Source organism: Maribacter flavus, assembly GCF_008386635.1.
Classification (GTDB): domain Bacteria; phylum Bacteroidota; class Bacteroidia; order Flavobacteriales; family Flavobacteriaceae; genus Maribacter; species Maribacter flavus.
On record NZ_VUOE01000002.1, the window covers coordinates 591821 to 611932 of the forward strand.

Sequence of the window (20112 nt, forward strand, 5' to 3'; positions counted from 1 at the left end):
GAAAATCTATGATTACAACGTATTGTGTTTGGAATACCCCGGAGGTTGAATCCCCTTCATCCGCAAATAGCTAACTGCCTGTGCCCTGTGGTGGACCGTATGGTTTTCGGCTCGGAGTATGAGGTCAAGATGGGTATGGCCCTCCAAATACCAAGGTTTTACCTTTTCTCGTCCCTCTTTTAAGAAGTCATCTTTTAATCCCTTCAAATTTGCCAATACATAATCGAAGGTTTCATTAAGATACGCTACAATCATGGCCTTGTTCTCTTCCGGACTGCGTTTTTGGAGACTATCTGCATTAAAGACACTTACGGGGTCCGGAAGGTCAAAAAAGAAAGGTGCATCCTTTAAAACGTTAAAATCGGCATAGGTCTTTTCATCCTTCAACACCCCCAGGAACATGTTATTCGTATACCCGATATGCAAAAAGTGCTGGGCAAAGCTCATTTGCTCCGGACTGGGCCTGAATTCCAAGTCCTCTAAGGGCATGGCGTCCAAAACGGCCATTGTATAGCTCCTTGATTTTTCCCATCGGTTTATCAAAATATCCGCAATACTGGAATCCTCTTTTTCCAATTTTGGCATTTTGCTGGCAAGGAGTGTCAGCGGACTTAATCCGAGCCATCCCATCAAAAGTCTTCTTTTTAAATTAGGTTTTGAATTCATACCAATACTGAATAATTTATAGTTTTATAATTTATAAATCTTCAATATACCCATTTTAAACTAGTGGGTAACCCTTTGGCCCTTTATCAATTGGAGGGCACGGTGGATTTTTCGGTATCAAAATAGTTGGAAAGGATAGAGGCGAGCGCTTCCTCACCGTTTAGGATTCGTTCTATTTTGTCCCAGGTATTCGGGTTGAGGACGGGCACCAAGGGTTGGTCCACTTTTTTTATTTTATGGAATACTTTTTTGATCTTATTGTCCCATACCTTGTGGTATTTTAAAAGATCGTCGGGGTAGACCGTTTTTCGTTTTGTGCCTTCGTTGATGCCTCGGAAAGGGCTGGAAATATTCAGGTAGCCATAATCATCGGTCAGTTGTTCCCCAGGCTGGATATCGCGAATGGCAATCTCAAAATCGTAGGCCGTGGTAAGACAATTGGAATTGAAACTATGGTTTACATAACGCCCATGGTCCCAGCAAAGCACCAGGTTTCCGTTGTTGTTGCGATAGGTATAGGTGTCCAATATTTCCTGATACAGAGGTTCCATATTCTGAAAATCCAAGGGACTGAATTCCCGGTCCAATTTGTCCAAAACCCAGGTGATGGTCCCTGCGGGAATAAATTTGGTGGCCACGACGCCATAGCCTACTTCGTTGCTTATAAATCGTAATTCGGTATGCGGGTGAATCATTTTTATTAATGGTTTTAAGTGTCTCTTTATGAGTTGGTTATAAGAAACATTCTACTCCCAAACCCCATTCGGATTAAAAACTAAAATTAGATTATTTCTCAATACAAATGCAGGGATCAACGCTATTTCGATACGGAATTTTTCGACTTTTTTGTAAAGTCTTTCGTTGTATTTTTTGCAGTCCGACAGCGCTTCGATACCTATGGAAGCGACAAGGAAGCTAATTTTAATGTAGATTTCTCATACTCCTTTCAGTCGACTTCGACTCCGCTCAGTCTGACAGGTTCGAAATGAAACTTGATAAAAGCGGTTCGACCTGAAAACTCCTTACTTAAAACTGTTATCGGGCATAATGCTCAAAGAATTCCTCGGTATCCTTGATATCCTCCAATCTTAACATCCAACACACTTCGGACAGATCAGAAAAATCGACCCCGTTTTGTTGCACGGCCTCATTCAAATACCGACCTTCCTTACCATTATACTTGTTGGAGAGGTCCACCGCCAATTCCCAAACCGATTTCAATTGAGGATCCGTCACTTGCTCCTTCCATTGCGTATAGCCCGGTGTGCGGAAACCTGGGGTGCCATTGCCCACGGCATTGCCATCGGGGATTTTGTGATAATCGGTGTTCTTTTTTGCAAAATCCAATAATTCCGGTGTGGTCACTTCCTCGTTCCAATCGCTGTGCTGCACAATGTGGATTCGTTTGGTGGTTTCCAAATCCGGCAGTTTTGACTGCAGGGCCTTTACGAGTTTGGCGGAGAAGTCGGACTGACCCGCCTCCGCAATCCAGATATCGCCTTGTGCCTTCAAGGTCGTCATCGCCTTTTGGGCCACTTCTTCCGCAGCGGCTTCCATGCGATTGTGGGCATCGGTCCAGTTTTTACCAAAGGCTTGTTGAAACAAATCATTGGGCGGCACGTACAGTCCCTCTTGAATACCGTAGGTTCCAGCAACGGCATGGTAGTTCACATGCATAAAGTTGGGGTGGGACATGAGCGTTAAAAGTCCGGCTGCTGCTTGAAGATCATCCACATCGGTCTTACAATCAAAATGCATTAACAAGAGGTCTTTTCCCAAATCGAATCTAGGTTGTCCGTTGTATAACTCTAGCGCTTGCAGGTACTTTTGGGCACCGGCCTCGGTCTGGTCGGTTAAAAATCCATTGAGTTCCGGATGCGCTTCATTTATATAAGTGAGCAGTCGGGTCCTATTGTTTCCAAACGTTTCATCGTCAAAATCTACATATTCCGTACGTAGACTGGATATTTTGCCATCCTTGAAGGTAATATAATTATCTGTTATAATTGGTTTTTCGTGCAGGAATTGGATACGGGTATCTATCTTGGAAGCCCGTACCTTTACCGTGCCGTTTTCCTCTTGTACAGTTTCCAGGACTTCGTAGCTGGGGTCAAAAACAGCATCCCATTTTAAGAGTTCCTCATATCCCTCATGGGAATAGGTCATGGTATAATCACCTTCTTCGGTCACAAGGCTATCCGCCATCAAATTCGGAATTTTAGCATAGTCTGAGGTATCCAACATTCCAAAGTATTCCTTTGCCACTTCCTGGGGAGGTATTTTTTCCGATTGTTTACAGGAAGTAAGTCCGATGGCGCAAAGTGCCAATAAAAATAATATTCTATTCATTTTCATTTTTTAAAGGGATTATCCAAACATTTTTTTCAAGGTCGATGCTACCGCCCATATGTTCCTGAACGACCTTCTCCGTGATGCGAAGTCCTTTTTCGGCCATTTCTTCAAAGGTATCCATGCCATCGTTGGGAAAATTTTGTCGGGTTCTGTGGATGTGAAACCGATTGGAAAATTTTCTTCCAAAGGCTTTCTCCACACCTTCCTTGCCCAACATAAAACCGAGCATACCTCCCCAAGTGGCCGTAGGATTGTCCGAATCCCAGCCTGTAAGCACCCCGATTTTTAGGGTCTCCTTCAAATCGCCCTTACCATAGAACAAACTCACCAAACTGGCCGCAAAATTGATGCCCGCGGCAAAACAGCCATTGCAATATAAATTTTGGGAGGTGATGTCATACCCATCCAATTGTTGTACCTGATATCGTTCATAAATGGAATCCCGGGTTTGTTCCCAAGGAATCCCGGAGTTGTATAAGTCAAGGACATAGTCGTACATTTTGGCAGGATATTCGTCATTTGGCAACCCTTCCCGGGCCTTTTGGGCCATATTTTTTATGCGTTGGGGCCTATTTTCCTCGGAAGGAACTGCGGCGAGGGAATACATGGTTACATAAAACTGTGAAATATCCTCGGCTTCTTCACGGGCCACGGTGCGTATTGGAAGGTCCGCGAGTTTGTTCGCTATATCTGTTCGGGCAGGGGCGAAAAGACCGAAAATCTCCGTGGTCAATTGGGCATCTATCATTTCAAAATGTTCGTTCCGTTCCGGACTGCCCGTCTCCGGGGGCAACACGCCTTCCTGCATGAGGTCAAAGGCCTTTTGATTGGATACCCATAGATAGTTTTCTTCCTCGGGCCTGATGTGTTTTAACCACCCGTCCCTGATCTGTTCCGGACTCAATAGACTGGTATTGTTCACATCTAGCAGATGCTGGTACATATATTCGATGTCCGTATCATCGTCCGCGCCCCATATTTCAGTAGTGTCCCGAAATACAAAATCAATAGTAGGGGAGAGGTCGCTGGGTTCACCATTGGAAAAAATACTGGGTTGGTCCAGTTGGCCCCAATCTTCACGGGTATAAAACTCGCCTGTTTGTATTTCTCCAATGTTCCCTATTTTATCCATTTCCGTTACCAGCCCCGTCCAATTGGCAATGCACTGTGCCAGCCAAAATCCGTAGAGTTGGTCTTTGTACGCGTCCCGGGATATGGTAATGGTTTTCGTTTTTACCACCTCTGCTTTTCCCTTTGTTTCGTTTTTACATGCCAACATGCTTAGGATGAGTACAGGAAGGTATACTAGTTTTGGCTTCATGGAGGAGGATTTACTAAATAGGTTGATTATTCCTTAAAAATAGGGGATAGCTGTTGATTTGGCAACTTTGGGTTTCTAACGCTCCTTGCAGTCGACTTCGATTCCCATAGCACTTTGATCAGGGTAGGTCGCTCCGTCTGACAGGTTCGAAATGACAATACATACATAGAAAGAGGCGCAAAGCACCTTACTTCAACCGCATTTCAGGAAACGGGATATAGGTATCATCGCCGGGAACTTTGGGGAATTTCTTGTCCATCCAGTCCTGTTTTTGCTGTTTTAGTTTTTCCCGGTCCGAAGACACAAAGTTCCACAGCAAATAATGTTCCCGCCCCAAGGGTTTGCCCCCGAACAACAATAGCTGCGTGTTTGCCTTCACGTGAATGTCGCAGTGATCCTCCGTTTTGGATATCAGCATTTGGCCGGCCTTGATTTCTTGGTTCTTTTCCAAAACACTGCCCGTGACCACCACAATGGCGATTTCTCCTTCCAGTTCCCCATTGATTTTAATGGTCTTTTCCTCCGGACTTTCAATTTTAAGCATAAATAAGGGTGAATAAACATTTAGGGGCGATTTACGGCCATATCCTTCTCCGGCCACCAGGGTATATTTGGTGTTCCCCTCTTCCCAAATGGGTAAGTCCTCTTTGGGAATGAACTGAAAATTAGGTTCGATCTTCTCCAATTCCTTGGGTAAAGCTACCCACACCTGATAACCGTGCATGGTAAATTCGGTCTCTGTTCGCAAATGTTTCGGGGTGCGTTCTGTATGTGTCACGGCTTTTCCGGACGTCATAAAACCTACATCCCCGGGGGTAATGATTTGGTCGGCGCCCGTACTATCCTTATGGGCGATCTCACCCTCGAAGAGGTACGTCAGCGTACTGAGTCCCGTATGCGGATGTTGGTCTACGTCCATATAAATACCTTTGCCCAAGGTAGCGGGCCCCATATGATCTATGAAGGTAAAGGGACCTACTTGTCGTTTTTTACGGATGGGTAGGAGTCGCCCTACAGTAAATTGGCCAATATCCGCCGGTTTTTCATCCACCAGTATTTGATTGTTTGTCATGTTTTTTGGGATTTTTTGTTTAAAGAGTGCTATAGTATCCTTTTTAAGGAAGTTACTTAAAAAACCAGCACAAACTCGTATTATTTTTTTCTTAAGTGCAAACCTAATACACGAATAAAGAGTTACCGGACCTTTTTAAGATAGACCTCTGGGACAAATGGATTTGCCTGTAACCTTAGAAAAAAGATAGCAATATAAATGCATCCTTAGTATAGGACCATATCATTCAACCTGCTTTCTGTACCTCAAAATAACCAACGTAATTATATAGATCAAAACGATGCCAAACGGAATTACTATAAACCGATACTCCGGAAAAAGATACCATAGCACAAGCACCAAAATGGTTCTGGTCAACGTGTGAAAGATGCCACTCCAATGTTTGATGATCCAAGAAAAGGGCAACCACATCAATCCGGTCAAAATGCCCACGGTCATGGGCAGGGATGTGTAATCGACCAAGAAAAAGGGAATAGCTATGGAATACACTAGAATCGCCTGGCCGGCCGTGTAAAGAAATAGGGTGTCGAACTCGTTTTTGGGCTTTGTTTTGTCCAAGAAGTTTTCACCGGTGAACTTTGATAGGAACAATCCTAGGTAGACGATACTGCCGGTACCAATAAATATGGACCAAACCGACACAAACTCAGAGAAAAAAATTCCAATGAAACCAATGATGGTCCAAACAATCAATCCTGCCAAGGGCGTTGCAAGAAATTTTTGGTTGGCAAATTCTATGCGTTGTTCTTCAAGTGTTCTGTTCATGACCTATCTCTTATTATTTGTACTCAGTCTTTTATTTCTTCCGATTTCCCCGTGATACCCAAAAACTATGGTTTTATCGAAATTTAATTAAAATCTATTCGATTTACAGGAGTAATTTAAATTTGGGCAATATTTGGTTTCACATCTAGCCTTTTTCTTCGATTAACAATCAACAACCAAAAGGACAACAATATCAAACACCCTACCATAAAAAGCGGTACATAGTACATTTGTTGTGTAGGTATATTTATGGCTACCAGCAGGGCTCCCAAGGAAATGATACCCGCAACAACAGCATAACCCATTTCATCGTAGAACCATGCATAGGGGAAGAAATGGGCGCCTGTGATGATGACATAGGTCATCACGAAATAATCTGGATTGTCCTTAAGCACAAAGAACAAAAAGGGAAAATAGAAGAGCTGCGCAAAATTGAGCCACATGCCCAATGGCTGCAAAGGATTCGTTTTGGTCGTCCATTTGGTTTTAAGAATTTTGGATAATCCATATGCTAATGGTAACATAATCATACCTATATAGAATGTCCACATACTTTGAGTAAAGGGTTCTTGTGGCAAGGTCCAGATGTAGGCGATTATGGACCAAACAATTGCCGCAGAAATGATAAAATCGATACCGCTTTTGGCGTTGATGGCCAGTTCTAACTTTAACTTTTTTAAATCCCTTTTGTCCATGATACTTTTGAATTGATTACCCAACAAAAGTAAATTGGTCCAGAGAAAACTAATAATTTGTGCTACCCAAGTGTAGTATTATGGGGATAGGCTGAGGAAATATTACATTAGTACCAAATGAAAGGGCGTAAATAACGTTTTAGTTGAATGTATCTTTCGTATAATTAGTTTTTTAAAAACATCCTCATTTTTTCATTTACCACTTCCGCTCGATCAATGGATAAAAAATGTCCTGCGTTTTGAACAATTTCACCTTTACCATTTGGAAGGGAATTGGCGATTTCAACTGTTTTTTCGGTATTGATCATATCGTCATCACCAATCAGTACCAATATGGGCATATGCAAGGATTTCAATTCGTCATTTGAAAAAGGCCGCATGTTCGTGATGAACTTATTTTCTGATTCTAAATCCAATCCTAATGTGTATTGTTTTAAATAGGCGTCGTTAATTTTATCCACATTTTCGGACATACTTTCCAGGCTTTGTTCTATTTGTTTTTCTTTGGAGGCCAGTAAGGTTACAATGTTTTTCAATAAATCCATACTTGGTCTAATCCAAGTAAAGGTTTGGGCCGGACTCAATAAAATTAGGCTTTTGACTTTGCTTTGATTATTTAATGCCAAAGTAACGGCCAACCAACCCCCACGGGAAGCACCAATTAAATGATATTGGTCCAAATCCAAAACATATAAAACCTCTTCATACCAATCCGTTACTTTTTCTACACTTTCAATATCATTATACAAATAGGATTTTCCAGGCTCCAGAATGAAGTCAATGGCGAATACCCTATGGTTCTTGCTAAGTGACCCAATATTTGGATACCACATGGTAGAACTGGCATTCATTCCATGCAGTAATACCAAGGGTTCCGCATTTTTCGGACCGCTTACGATAACATGGGCAATTCCATTCGTAGTGGTGATGTATAACTCTTCATAGGACACATCCCACAAGCTAAGGGTTTGGTCATAGGCTTTATAGTAGGCCTCCTTGGAAGGCGACGGATCGGTGATGTACTTCGGCACTTTTTTGTACTCGGCATATTTGTCAGCACAATTTGTGAATAAAAGTAAAACGGAAAGCAAGCATAACAATCTCATAGCATCGTTTAAAATAAGGAGAAAATATAGTGTAAAAAACATTTTGAAATACAGGCACCTATTACCGGATAGCAATTAGGCGTTGCATGCTGGGTATAATAGACAAAGTTTACCTAAAAGTTTCCTAATCTATTATTTTCCCATAATCGACACGGGCTTTTGCCAAGCCTTTAGGATAGGGGTCCAAGTACAATTCATAGCCCTTTAAAAGTTTCAATTTTTTGGTTTCGCCCTTTTCAATAGGTATTTCCTCAATGACGTTTCCAGTTTGTTGGATTCTGATGGTAAAGGGCCTAACCCCAATATTTTTGACGATGCCATAGCAATCCTCCCCAAAATAGGGGTTTATGTTGGCATCTTGCCCGGTTCCTTTCCCGGTCATGATCATACTTTGGGAAGGTTCCAATACGAATTCTGTCTGGGCCGAAACTTCAAGATAAAGTAAGAACAGTAAACAGGTTGCTAAAATTGATTTTTTCATTTGATGCTGGAGTTTTAATTGTCATGTGACGGCACGAGCAGGGTACTATCTATTCTCTACCCGTCACTTCTTTGAATTTTTCAATATTAACATAAATGACGGCCCACTGATGGCCGTCCAAATCTTCAATATTTCTGATTTGCATAAATCCTTCGTCAATAGCTTCCGTAAGCTCTTTACCACCAGCGTTTAAACATTTAGCAACGATTTCATTGACCTTTTCTAGACTTTCCACGGGAAGCGTAAAGGTTGCGATTCTGCTTGTCTTGGGGTCCGCTATGTTTTTCAGTTCGACTTTTTGGGACATCTGGTAGGTCTGGAGCATTAGGTATATATGATCACCCCAAACCATACACTTTTGGTCATCAAAGGTAAACAGGGGATAGTTTATAAATCCCATCTGGCTATAAAAGGTCATGGATGCCTCAATATCTTTAACCGGTAAATTGATAAATAGTTGTTTCATGACCTTTGTTGTAACGCGCTCTAAATTAGGTTATTAAAGAGCCTTTGACGGTTCCTGTGCCAAAAGCCGTATTGCTAAAAGTACCTTCAACTAAAGTACGAAAACGGAAGTATTCCTTTTTAGAAGTAGGGCCAGGTTTTTCTTCTACTTTTAATGGCGCGAGTAGGATGCTCGCGCCAGCGGGGGAATTTTTCTTAAGTTTTTGATTTTTCTTAAGTTTTTGATTTTTCTTTAGGCCATGACCACGCATACCATACAATAATGGCCGTTAAAAAACTTTCTAAAAAGGCCAAGAACACATAAAACAGATACCATTCATTTGTTGAATAGACACCTATAACCAACATCATAATTGTAAATAATGAACCAAAAATGATATTTAGAATTCTGTTTGCATTAGGTTGAATAAGTATTGACAATGCCACCATAACTGATGGAATCGCCAAAACTATTGATGCTAATAATAGTGTTGTTGGACTGTCTAAAATGTTCTTTCCCGTCAATAAGCTATCTACCTTGCCTGGTGTGTATAGTTCAAAATAGTCCCGTACAGATAACATAAAGTAACGGAGGTCCATAGGGCTGCAAGTTTGATTTTGATATTAATTTTTGGGTTTTCAAACATAGAATGCTCAAGCTTCTGATTGCTTTCTAATAAAGACGTAGAATTTCAGGAAATAGTTGCCTGAACGACTTTATTTTTTCCAAATCCATCTTTGGCATGTGGTTAACGCGCGCTGTGTATGTTATCTGTGAAAGCCGTGGGTGGGTTGTATTGTTGGTGGCGATTTTTATGGAATTATAGTAAAAACCGGTAAGGATGATTCGGTTATCTGCCAGGTTTCGTTTGTGTTTACCCCGCACTCACTAGTCTGTGATTAGCGACTTACCTGCAATAAATACAGCGCATAACTACGGAAGCATAGACTTGGAATCACATGGTTTTAAAATTTAAGAAATGGTTTTTACGGGTTGGGGTTGCCTGCTTAAGGTTATAGCCACCAGTTGCAAACTGGCGGTAGCGAGGGGGCAAGCAATTTTTGGGTTTTCCCACAAAGTAACATATGCAATGCTAAGCGTTTAATACAAATTGGTTCGTTCATCTTCCCGAATCATAGCGTCCAGTTCGTGGTAGTCCATGTTCAATTTTCCATGATCTACCAAGGTCTTGCCCAAGGTAGCGATGGACATATCGGGATTTTGATCTATTGGAGTCCATAATCTAGACCGTATAATGCACTTGGCACAGTGCATGAAAGCTTCTTTTACATGTACAATTATGGCAAATAAGGGTTTTTTACCTTTGTGGGCCAATTGATCCAATATATGGGCATCCCTTACAATTTGGGCCTCGCCGTTCACCCGCAAGGTTTCCCGTATACCGGGAATCAGAAACAGCAGTCCCACATTGGGGTTTTGAATGATATTTCTGAGCGTATCCGCCTTTTTGTTTCCCGGTCGGTCCGGAATGGCCAACGTCTTGTCATTGAGTATGGCCACGAAACCGGCAGCATCTCCTTTTGGCGATACATCAAAATTACCGTTCAGGTCTGAAGAGGCTATGGTTATGAAGGGAGATTTTTCAATAAAGTTCTTGCAATGGGCGTCAATGAAATCAATGGTCTTACTGGAAACAATTTCGTTGGGATGTCCCATAATGTGGCGAAGTTCCTTTTCGGTAGTAATCCGTTTTTTAAATTCTCTATCCATACGTAGAACTCTGGTGTTTGTAACTTGTTAGGTTTTGCTGTATACCGGATTATTCCGACGATCCAAGTTACCCTTTTTGGCCTCGAGAACCTAAGTTTATGGACTAGTTTACAGTGTGTTGTGATTCGTTTCCTTTGGAGAGGCCTACTACCACGCTACGAAAAGCTTATCGAAAATAGCTTTGCCTTTTTTGACCCAAAGCATGGGAGCTTTTTGTTGGAGCAGGCGCATGTTTACCTCCAAAATTGTTTCATTCTGGAACATCTAGGCCACGTCTTCTTGAGTAGACACTAACCATTTTTGACCTCTTATTTTAACCCACGTTCCTTTAATTCTTTTTCCAAATCATTATGCTTATTTGAGTTTTTAAGCATGCGGTAGATAAAAAATAGGGGTATTAACATGGGGATTAGGAATCCAAGTTTTTTGTCCGGTGTTTGGATCCAAGAAAAAACGCCATAAATTAGTATGCCAGCAAGAAAACCTATTGCTATTGCGTTGAAAATTTTAGATTTATAATGTTTCTTTTTTTCGAGCAATAATTCTTCGTCCGTTAATTTGTGAAGTTCCTTTTTTTCCATTTGAGTCAACTTTAAATATTCACGTTCTTCTTATATAAGAGCGTAGGTAGCGTTAAGTTCCGTTTTTAAATAACAAGATACTTCTTTCCAACCAGTGAAAAAATACACCAAACCCATGTGTTATTTGGAGTTATCAACAATAAAATCAGAAAAACCCTACCACCATACCACAAAACATTTTTCAAAGGTGTATGGTCCTTTTTTTATCCAAAGCATGGGGGCGTTTTGTTGGAGCAGGCGCATGTTTACCTCCAAAATAGTTTCATACTGGGACATCCAGGCCACGTCTTCGTGGGGCGCGACCACCCATTCCGTTTTATAGGGGATATAAAATTCATAGGACTGGAAGTCGGCGCTCCGTAAATCTTCCAAACGCAGCCAATAGCCAACGATACATTTGGGATTTAAGGGGCGGATATTGATGGCCTTACTTTGATACGGCTCAAATAGTTGGGCCTTGTAGCAGGTTTGGTGTCGGATGTTTTGAGTTGGGATGCCTTTTTCGGCCAATGTTTTTTGACCCGCAGGTGAATGCAGCAGTCCAAACTGCTCGTTCTTGATCTTTTCCATTTTGGTAAAGAACATGTCCCGTCGGTTGGGGCCCATCAGCTGGTGTATGGGCTCGGAAATTTGGGGGTCTAAGATGTAGAATTTATAGGTCAGCTCCAAATGGATGATGTGTCCCGTAGCGGTTTCCCGCAGGATATAATCGATTTCCCCCAAAGTCTGCTTGCCCTGCCTTACGGGTTCATTGTACAACAAGATTTCATAGGCCGGGGAAGCGTCCAACAATTGTTTGCACACATGCTCCATTTGATGTCCCAACCGAATCTTATGGGGAATGGGGGCAGGGGTGAAGTGAGTAAATTCTACGTGAGGAAATTCGAACTGCGTAATGCCAAACTGGGTCTTGGTCCACAGCGACGGAGTGTTTTGGAATCCGGTAAATTGTCGGGCTAGGTGTGAGGACACGGAGGTTGGTTAAAAGTTTTAAGTTACTAGTTATAAGTGAAAAATTGAAAATGACAAGTGAAAAAATGACAAGTGAAAAATGAAAACTGAAAAATGTAGATTTTACGATCAACCATCAACCAACAACGCCTGCCCTGAGCGGAGCCGAAGGAATCAACCATCAACTACCAGTAATTGATGACAGCGTTTGGCGAAAGGCTTGTGGTTTAAAGCCTACAGCCAATAGCTAAAATCCCAAAAGCTAACAACCAATAGCCAACATCCAACATCCAATCAACGTTAACATTTCCTAAAAAGCATTCCCATAATACTCAAATATGTTAATTTTAGGGTATGGCTATGAATACAAGAAAAGGATTCCGTTTTGTGCCCTACGAGGCGCCGGAACAAACCCCTTTTGAAAAACTTTTTGATATTTTTCAGGAACTCATAACCCATACTTCGGGCGATTTTGACGAGGCCATCGATTGGCTGCGCGAATTGGACAAGGAGTACGAACTTACGGACGAGAACTACACCATTGAGGATTTTATAGAGGACCTCAAAGATAAGGGCTACATCCAGGAGGAATTCGACCTAGACCCCGATGCGGAGAATGGCGAAATGGGCGAAGACGGTGAGAAAGGTTCTGGAAAAGGTAGTATCTCCATCACTGCTAAAATGGAACGTATCATTCGTCAGCGTGCCCTGGACCAAATATTCGGCAAGCTCAAACGTCAGGGTGCTGGAAACCATAAAACGGGCAAATCCGGACAGGGCGATGAACATACGGGCGATTTTAGGGAATACCGCTACGGTGACGGTCTCGAGCATATTTCCATGACGGAAAGCCTTAAAAACGCTCAGGTGAACCACGGCATAGGCAGTTTTAACCTGAGCGAGGAGGACCTGGTCGTTGAGGATACCCAATACAAGGCCCAGATGAGTACCATCTTGATGATCGATATCAGCCATAGTATGATTCTGTACGGGGAGGACAGGATAACCCCTGCGAAAAAAGTTGCGATGGCCCTATCGGAACTGATTACCACCCGTTATCCCAAGGATACCTTGGAAGTTTTGGTATTTGGGAATGATGCTTGGCCCATTCCAATAAAGGATTTACCCTATTTGAAGGTTGGTCCTTACCATACCAATACGGTGGCTGGATTACAATTGGCAATGGATATGTTGCGACGAAAGCGGAACACCAACAAACAGATTTTTATGATTACCGACGGAAAGCCGAGTTGCCTTCGTTTGCCGGACGGTACTTATTATAAGAACAGCGTGGGGCTGGACGATTACATTGTGGAGAAATGCTATAATATGGCCCGGCAGGCCCGAAAACTTCATATTCCCATCACCACGTTCATGATTGCCCAAGATCCATATTTAAAGCAGTTCATCCGGCACTTTACGGAAGCGAACAAGGGAAAGGCCTTCTTTACGGGCCTAAAAGGTCTGGGCGAAATGATTTTTGAGGATTATGAATCGAACCGAAGGAAAAAACTACGTTAGTTAAAAACATTAGCTAACTAAGTGAAAAATTAAAATTGAAAAGCGGGTAGTGCATAACACCTACAATAGCTAACATAAAGGACAAAAAAGAATATGAGCTTGAACTATAAGGAAATTAAAACATTGGGTGCCTTAAAAAAGGCAGGATATCAATCCAAAAGTATAAAGGACGAACTTAGGGACAACTTGCGTGAACTAATTAAATCGGGTGCGGAGACCTTCACCGGGGTTTGGGGCTATGAGGATTCTGTAATTCCAGAATTGGAAAGGGCCATTTTATCCCGACATAATATTAACCTTTTGGGACTACGTGGACAAGCGAAAACCCGATTAGCACGCTTGATGGTCAACCTATTGGACGAATATATCCCCGTGGTAGAAGGTTCCGAAATCAACGACGATCCCATGGCGCCCATGTCCCGCTACGCAAGGGAACTGATTGCCCAAAAAGGGGATGAAACACCCATTGCATGGTTGCCAAAAAGTGAGCGATTTTACGAGAAACTGGCCACTCCGGATGTGACCGTGGCCGATCTGATAGGGGACGTAGACCCCATAAAGGCAGCAAACTTAAAATTGTCCTATGCGGATGATCGAGTAATCCATTTTGGAATGATACCTAGGGCCAATCGCTGCATCTTCGTAATCAATGAGCTGCCAGATCTACAGGCGCGTATCCAGGTTTCCTTGTTCAATATTTTGGAGGAGGGCGATATACAGATTCGCGGGTTTAAACTCCGATTGCCTTTGGACATTCAGTTCGTATTCACTGCAAATCCTGAGGATTATACCAATCGGGGAAGTATCGTGACGCCGTTGAAGGACCGGATCGGTTCCCAAATCCTTACCCACTATCCCGATGATATTGAAACAGCCCGAAAAATTACGGAACAAGAGGCACATTTGGATTCCAGACAAACCGATGCCGTTTACGTGCCAGACCTGGCCAAGGACCTTTTGGAACAGATTAGTTTTGAGGCCCGGAACAGTGAATATGTGGACGCGAAGAGTGGGGTAAGTGCCCGTACTAGCATCACGGCCTTTGAAAACCTTTTAAGCACCGCTGAACGCAGGGCCTTGTTGACCGGGGCGGAGAATACCGCAGTGCGGTTGAGCGATTTTTTAGGGGTGATTCCAGCAATAACCGGTAAAATTGAATTGGTTTATGAAGGTGAGCAAGAAGGGGCGGACGTCGTTGCCGAAATCCTTATAGATGAAGCCGTCAAATCGCTTTTCCCGGAATTTTTCCCCCAGATCAACAAATTACAGCGCAAGGATGAAGAGACGCCGTATGATGAGCTATTGCATTGGTTTTTTCAGGGAGAAGGTTTTGAACTTCTAGATGATTTTACGGACGAGGAATACAAAAGGGCATTGGACGGCATACCGCCACTGAATGAGTTAATAAAGACTTATCAGCCGGAGTACCCAAAGAGAGATGTCTATTTTTTAAAGGAACTGTTGCTTTGGGGTTTGGTATCGCATAAAAAGCTCAATAAACATCGGTTTTCAGAAGGCTATCAGTTCAAGGATTTATATAGCAGTTTTTTAAAGGATATATAAAAAAATCCCTTCCAATATTGGAAGGGATTTTTAGTTTGATTGGTTATGGTTATTTCCTAAGAGTTCCAGGTATCTATGTGCTGGTTCCTATCATCAAAAACATAGGTGCCTACAAATTGCTTGCGATAGCTATACGTAAGAAACGTAAGGACGAACAGCATTGTATACAGTACAAACATTAAGATTCCAATGGGAAGAAAGGTCACCGGAATCAAATGGTTTTCATAATCGCTATAGGATAACAGCGTAATTAAAGTCTCAATAATTTTAAATAGGTAGACCAGGCTGACGATGTAAAGTCCGTATTCCAAATTTCGCATGGGAACATCGCTCAACTCCCTTTCCCTAATTTTAAACCACATCACGTATAAAAAAACGAGATGTACCAAGGAAAGGATTGGGAAAATATAATTGTCCACCTTAAAAAAGTAGAACTTGTTGGTGTAAAGTCCGTAAAAACTCAACACATTGAGTAGAACGATACTGATCAAGGATAAAAGCAGCGTAAGCTTCCAAGAAAAAACCCTTTTTATGGTACTGAGCATATTTGATCTTTCGGTTTTGAATATGATTGATTCCTTATAAAACGGAAACAACTTTGGTTTATTCTAAAAACTCGATGAACGGTACGTTCTTCTTTTAAAAGGAAAATTCTAAATTTAATATTCTAATTTTCAATACTTTATGAAATCCATTTTTTAGCTATGGCCTTGTTGGAGAATACAATTAGGGCTATGGCGATGACCAAGATCATAATGGGCATAATCATCGCATTTGGCCCATAGACTTCAAAAGTATCGCTCATAAAAAAGTTATAGCTCATTTGTCCCAAAAGCCCAAGCAAGGAAATAATGAATAACGGCTTGGCCCATTTTTTCCGTAGAAGTAGAAAAATACATGCAATGGTACCACCCCAAACGGCGATCGCGAAGGCTGCAGTAACCCAGGCAGGTTGTGTTTCATATAGATTTCGTTCCGCCTCCGTCATCGCGGCGCGCACTTCATCGGACATGTACGCCTGTCCGATATAGGCCATCGCTCCGGCCAAATTCCAAAGTAATGCCAAAACACTTACGATCCAAAACCACGCAGGTGGTTTTATTTTAGTTTCAGTTGTCATAATTATTGGTTTTGATTAGTTGTGTTTAAATTACAAAAAAGTTGTAAGCAATGAACGATCCTTCTTATTTTAGATCCATACTCCAAAAATGAAAAGAACCCGTTACTTTTATCTGATTCGTATCCAATATTTAGGATTTAGATACAGCGGATGGCAAAAACAGCCTGGCCGAAAGACTGTTGAAGGCATGTTGGACAAAACGTTCAGACACGTACTACCAGATGCAAAGTTCAAAATTTTGGGTTCCGGACGTACCGATTCCAAGGTTTCCGCCTTGGATGGCGTTTTTGAACTGTTTTTGGATGATACGCCCTTGCCCGATTTTGAAACCTTTTTACCTATCTTTAATAGGAACCTTCCACCGGATATTCGTGCGTTGGACATAAAATCCGTTTCCAAGGATTTCAATATCATCAAAAACAGCAAATCTAAGGAATATGTATACCTATTTTCCTACGGGGAAAAGAACCATCCCTTTTGTGCGCCTTTTCTTTACAATGTCATTGAAAACCTTAACATTTCACTGATGAAAGAGGTCGCACCCCATTTTGTGGGTACGCATGACTTTTCTACATATACAGCCCGATTAAAACCCAATACGCAGGTTATACGGACCGTAGACTATTGTGAAATTTTGGAAAACGACCTAATATACGGTTCCTTTTTTCCCAATAATAGCTATAAACTTGTGGTTAGGGGACAAGGGTTTATGCGCTACCAAATTAGAATGATCATGGGCGCCTTGATCCAATTGGGCAAAGGCGAACTCGGGGAGCAGGAAATTCTGGATTCCCTAAATCCCGATATAAAATTAAGATTGACTACCGTAGCCCCTGGCTCAGGACTCATATTGAACGAGGTAAAATTCGATTGATACGACTTGGGGCTTTTGACTATATTTAAATAAATTTCCGGTATGGTGAAAAGAAAAATTGGATTGCCAAAAAGAAAGAAAAAGGTATCGCGTGTTCGGGAAAAAGTAGGTGCCGCCCCGGGAACGGTCAGTTATTTGGGTACTAAAGAGAAGTCGGAAAGTCTCGTATTCATTACCACCTACGATTCAGAAGAGGTGGAGACCCAGGAACATAAACGATTGGAAGATATCCTCCAATATCAAAAGGACCCACGAACATCTTGGATCAATGTTATTGGCATTACGGATGTACGTTTTATAGAGGAATTGGGGCAGGGTTTCGCCCTGAACAACCTCCTTTTGGAGGATGCCGTGGATACGGACCAACGTCCAAAAATCGACGAATATGATGGTTATATTTTTGGGGTTTTTAAAATGCTCTATTTGAACGAAAACGATGAAATTGTTCCTGAACATATCGCTATGGTACTCATGACGAATTCCGTGCTGGTTTTTCAGGAAGTCAAGGATGATGTTTTCAACGGGGTGCGGAATAGAATAAACTCAAAATCCGGACGAATACGGAGTCGAGGTGCAGATTATTTGTTCTTCGCACTCTTGGATGCCATCATCGACAATTATTTTTTGGTTCTGGAGCACATTAATCACCGTATTGAACTCTTGGAGGATGAAGTCTATGCCGACCCAAAACCTGAGGTGGCCCACCAAATACAACTGTTAAAGAAAGAGGTATTGAAAATACGACGCTGGGTCTTCCCCGTAAAGGAGTTGGTGAGCAGGCTCATCGATTCTGAAAGCCCCCTGATCAAACACGATACCAAGTTATTTCTACGGGACGCTTTGGACCACTCCCTGGAAATAAACGAAACACTTCAGATTTACAGGGAAATGAGTATGAGCCTTATGGAAATGTACATGAGCAACATGAGCAATAAAATGAACGAGGTGATGAAGGTATTGACCATTATGGCGTCCATTTTCATTCCACTGACCTTTATTGCGGGTATCTATGGTATGAATTTCGAACACATGCCGGAACTACATTATAAATATGGGTATTATGCAGTTTGGGCCGTAATGATCCTGCTTTTCATAGGAATGATGGTCTATTTTAAAAGAAAGGACTGGCTGTAGAAAATTGTCCGATCAATCGAACAGATTTGAGGAAAGATAACGGTCACCCCTATCGCACACGATGGATACAATGACACCACGTTCCAATTGCTCGGCCAAACGAAGTGCCACTGTAGCGGCCCCTCCAGAACTCATACCGGAAAAAATGCCTTCTTCCTTGGCCAATCGTTTTGCCATTTCCACCGCTTCTGCCTCACTGACTTCCATCACCGTATCCACTTTGGAGGCATCGAATATTTTGGGCAGGTATTCTTTTGGCCATTTACGTATGCCGGGTATTTTAGAGTTGTCCGTGGGTTGTACCCCAACAATCTGAATATCCTTATTTTTCTCCTTTAGGAACGTTGATGTTCCCATAATGGTGCCCGTTGTCCCCATGGAGGAAACGAAATGGGTGACGGTACCTTGGGTGTCCCTCCAGATTTCGGGTCCGGTGGTCATGTAATGTGCCTTCCAGTTGTCGTCGTTGGCAAATTGGTTGACCATGACAAAACCTTCTTTTTCGACCTTGTTTTCGGCATAATCGCGGGCACCCTCGATACCTATATCGGATGGTGTAAGGGTCACTTTTGCTCCATAGGCGCGCATAGTTTGTACCCGTTCCTTGGTTGAATTTTCGGGCATTACGAGTTCAATGTCCAATCCGAATATTCCTGCTATCATCGCCAAAGCAATGCCCGTATTTCCGCTGGTAGCCTCAATGAGTTTGTCCGTCGGTTTTAAACTTCCACGTTCAAGTCCGCTTTTGATCATATTATAGGCGGCCCTATCCTTTACACTGCCTCCTGGGTTATGGCCCTCCATTTTAAACAGTAGTTTAACGTTGGGATTGGTGTTCAATACTTTGGATTCCACCAACGGGGTGTTTCCAATAAGGTCAAGAATCGAATTAGACATCGGTCTGGGTTTTGATTTTTATTTCTGGGGAGTGGTAAACGGTGCTATTTGCTGGAACCGAGGACGTCAGCCAAGCATTTCCCCCAATAATACTGTTGGCACCAATGACCGTATTCCCTCCTAAAATCGTGGCATTGGCATAGATTGTAACGTTGTCCTCAATAGTGGGATGCCTTTTCGTCTGCTGCAAATGTTTGGCCACATACAGCCCGCCCAGCGTGACACCCTGATAGATTTTCACATGGTTTTTAATGATGGCCGTCTCGCCGATGACAACACCTGTTCCATGGTCGATATGGAAGGAATCGCCAATTTGGGCGCCTGGGTTGATGTCCACACCGGTTTGGCGATGGGCATATTCTGTCATTAATCGGGGTACCAAGGGAAAACCTATGGTATAGAGCTCATGGGCAAGCCTGTAAATGGCAATGGCATAAAAACCGGGATAGGCCATATAAACCTCCTCAATGGAAAGGGATGCAGGGTCGCAGTTAACCGTGGCTTCCGCATCCATGTTCAATTTTTCAAGAATGCCGGGTAGCTTTTGCACATAATTTCCCCAAATTTTCTTGCAGGGTTTTTGACAATCCCAACAAGCCAAATCTACAAGATTGTCGAATTGCGCTTCTAGTTTTTCCAAGTTATCCGCCACGGGGATTTCAATATCGAACAAGGTATGGAAAAGGAGGTCCGTAAAGGCTTCGGTATCTTTCTTCAACCGAAACCGCAGGTTTGGCTGCTTCTTGTGAAGTTTTATTTTTTCAACGATGGATGGGTGGCTCATTGGCTTGGTTTATCTTTCAAAATTAACCATTAATTCAAAAGGTCTTCCTCGCA

The 20112-nt window shown here is 42.4% G+C and carries 23 protein-coding genes; 4 read left to right on the forward strand and 19 right to left on the reverse strand.

The window, feature by feature from the left end; genetic code table 11:
* Positions 1-12: 12 nt before the first annotated feature.
* From F0361_RS12915 to F0361_RS12985, 15 genes are all read right to left on the reverse strand, one after another.
* Entirely contained in the window at positions 13-666 is a 654-nt protein-coding gene (locus tag F0361_RS12915) for a DinB family protein (protein WP_154919046.1), read from the reverse strand.
* A gap of 86 nt (positions 667-752) precedes the next feature.
* Positions 753-1361, reverse strand: a complete 609-nt coding sequence (locus tag F0361_RS12920; RefSeq protein ID WP_154919048.1) for an SET domain-containing protein — start codon at positions 1359-1361, stop codon at positions 753-755.
* 340 nt (positions 1362-1701) lie between these two features.
* Positions 1702-3015, reverse strand: coding sequence for a hypothetical protein (locus F0361_RS12925; RefSeq protein WP_154919050.1), 1314 nt, complete (start codon positions 3013-3015; stop codon positions 1702-1704).
* Positions 3008-4339, reverse strand: coding sequence for an ADP-ribosylglycohydrolase family protein (locus F0361_RS12930; RefSeq protein WP_154919053.1), 1332 nt, complete (start codon positions 4337-4339; stop codon positions 3008-3010). Before F0361_RS12930 ends, F0361_RS12925 begins: the two co-directional genes overlap by 8 nt.
* A 187-nt stretch (positions 4340-4526) precedes the next feature.
* On the reverse strand, positions 4527-5411 hold the full coding sequence (locus F0361_RS12935) for a pirin family protein (RefSeq protein ID WP_154919055.1): 885 nt from the start codon (positions 5409-5411) through the stop codon (positions 4527-4529).
* A gap of 222 nt (positions 5412-5633) precedes the next feature.
* Positions 5634-6176, reverse strand: coding sequence for a DUF7010 family protein (locus F0361_RS12940; protein ID WP_154919057.1), 543 nt, complete (start codon positions 6174-6176; stop codon positions 5634-5636).
* 116 nt (positions 6177-6292) lie between these two features.
* Positions 6293-6871, reverse strand: a complete 579-nt coding sequence (locus F0361_RS12945) for a DUF7010 family protein (protein ID WP_211361171.1) — start codon at positions 6869-6871, stop codon at positions 6293-6295.
* Positions 6872-7035: 164 nt separating this feature from the next.
* A complete protein-coding gene (locus F0361_RS12950; RefSeq protein WP_154919059.1) occupies positions 7036-7977 on the reverse strand; it encodes an alpha/beta fold hydrolase in 942 nt (313 codons plus the stop codon).
* A gap of 124 nt (positions 7978-8101) precedes the next feature.
* Positions 8102-8458 carry a hypothetical protein gene (locus F0361_RS12955; protein WP_154919061.1) on the reverse strand — a complete coding sequence of 119 codons (357 nt, stop codon included), beginning with the start codon at positions 8456-8458 and terminating at the stop codon, positions 8102-8104.
* Positions 8459-8507: 49 nt separating this feature from the next.
* Entirely contained in the window at positions 8508-8924 is a 417-nt protein-coding gene (locus F0361_RS12960; RefSeq protein ID WP_154919063.1) for a VOC family protein, read from the reverse strand.
* Between the two features lie 25 nt (positions 8925-8949).
* A complete protein-coding gene (locus F0361_RS18850; protein WP_154919065.1) occupies positions 8950-9174 on the reverse strand; it encodes a hypothetical protein in 225 nt (74 codons plus the stop codon).
* A complete protein-coding gene (locus F0361_RS18895) occupies positions 9137-9502 on the reverse strand; it encodes a DUF6326 family protein (RefSeq protein ID WP_317131737.1) in 366 nt (121 codons plus the stop codon). The genes F0361_RS18850 and F0361_RS18895 overlap by 38 nt, the downstream gene beginning before the upstream one ends.
* A 502-nt stretch (positions 9503-10004) precedes the next feature.
* Entirely contained in the window at positions 10005-10634 is a 630-nt protein-coding gene (locus F0361_RS12975) for an MSMEG_1061 family FMN-dependent PPOX-type flavoprotein (RefSeq protein WP_154919067.1), read from the reverse strand.
* A gap of 308 nt (positions 10635-10942) precedes the next feature.
* On the reverse strand, positions 10943-11215 hold the full coding sequence (locus tag F0361_RS12980) for a hypothetical protein (protein ID WP_154919069.1): 273 nt from the start codon (positions 11213-11215) through the stop codon (positions 10943-10945).
* Positions 11216-11371: 156 nt separating this feature from the next.
* Positions 11372-12187 (reverse strand): DUF1853 family protein, encoded by an 816-nt coding sequence (locus F0361_RS12985; RefSeq protein ID WP_154919071.1) that lies wholly within the window; start codon positions 12185-12187, stop codon positions 11372-11374.
* Positions 12188-12520: 333 nt separating this feature from the next.
* On the opposite strand from F0361_RS12985, the gene F0361_RS12990 reads away from it, so the two are divergent.
* Both F0361_RS12990 and F0361_RS12995 read left to right on the forward strand, forming a co-directional pair.
* Positions 12521-13687 carry a vWA domain-containing protein gene (locus F0361_RS12990; RefSeq protein ID WP_154919074.1) on the forward strand — a complete coding sequence of 389 codons (1167 nt, stop codon included), beginning with the start codon at positions 12521-12523 and terminating at the stop codon, positions 13685-13687.
* Between the two features lie 93 nt (positions 13688-13780).
* Complete coding sequence (locus F0361_RS12995; RefSeq protein ID WP_138258876.1) at positions 13781-15250, forward strand: MoxR family ATPase; 1470 nt, start codon at positions 13781-13783, stop codon at positions 15248-15250.
* 56 nt (positions 15251-15306) lie between these two features.
* Here the strand turns inward: F0361_RS12995 and F0361_RS13000 are convergent, their stop codons facing one another.
* Positions 15307-15795 (reverse strand): hypothetical protein, encoded by a 489-nt coding sequence (locus F0361_RS13000; protein ID WP_154919076.1) that lies wholly within the window; start codon positions 15793-15795, stop codon positions 15307-15309.
* 137 nt (positions 15796-15932) lie between these two features.
* A complete protein-coding gene (locus tag F0361_RS13005) occupies positions 15933-16370 on the reverse strand; it encodes a hypothetical protein (RefSeq protein WP_154919078.1) in 438 nt (145 codons plus the stop codon).
* 88 nt (positions 16371-16458) lie between these two features.
* On the opposite strand from F0361_RS13005, the gene F0361_RS13010 reads away from it, so the two are divergent.
* On the forward strand, positions 16459-17244 hold the full coding sequence (locus F0361_RS13010) for a tRNA pseudouridine synthase A (RefSeq protein ID WP_154919080.1): 786 nt from the start codon (positions 16459-16461) through the stop codon (positions 17242-17244).
* A 42-nt stretch (positions 17245-17286) separates the two neighbouring features.
* On the forward strand, positions 17287-18378 hold the full coding sequence (gene corA, locus F0361_RS13015; protein WP_154919082.1) for a magnesium/cobalt transporter CorA: 1092 nt from the start codon (positions 17287-17289) through the stop codon (positions 18376-18378).
* Between the two features lie 12 nt (positions 18379-18390).
* Here the strand turns inward: corA and cysM are convergent, their stop codons facing one another.
* A complete protein-coding gene (cysM, locus tag F0361_RS13020; protein ID WP_154919084.1) occupies positions 18391-19275 on the reverse strand; it encodes a cysteine synthase CysM in 885 nt (294 codons plus the stop codon).
* Complete coding sequence (gene epsC / locus F0361_RS13025; protein ID WP_138258870.1) at positions 19268-20059, reverse strand: serine O-acetyltransferase EpsC; 792 nt, start codon at positions 20057-20059, stop codon at positions 19268-19270. The genes cysM and epsC overlap by 8 nt, the downstream gene beginning before the upstream one ends.
* Between the last annotated feature and the right edge of the window lie 53 nt (positions 20060-20112).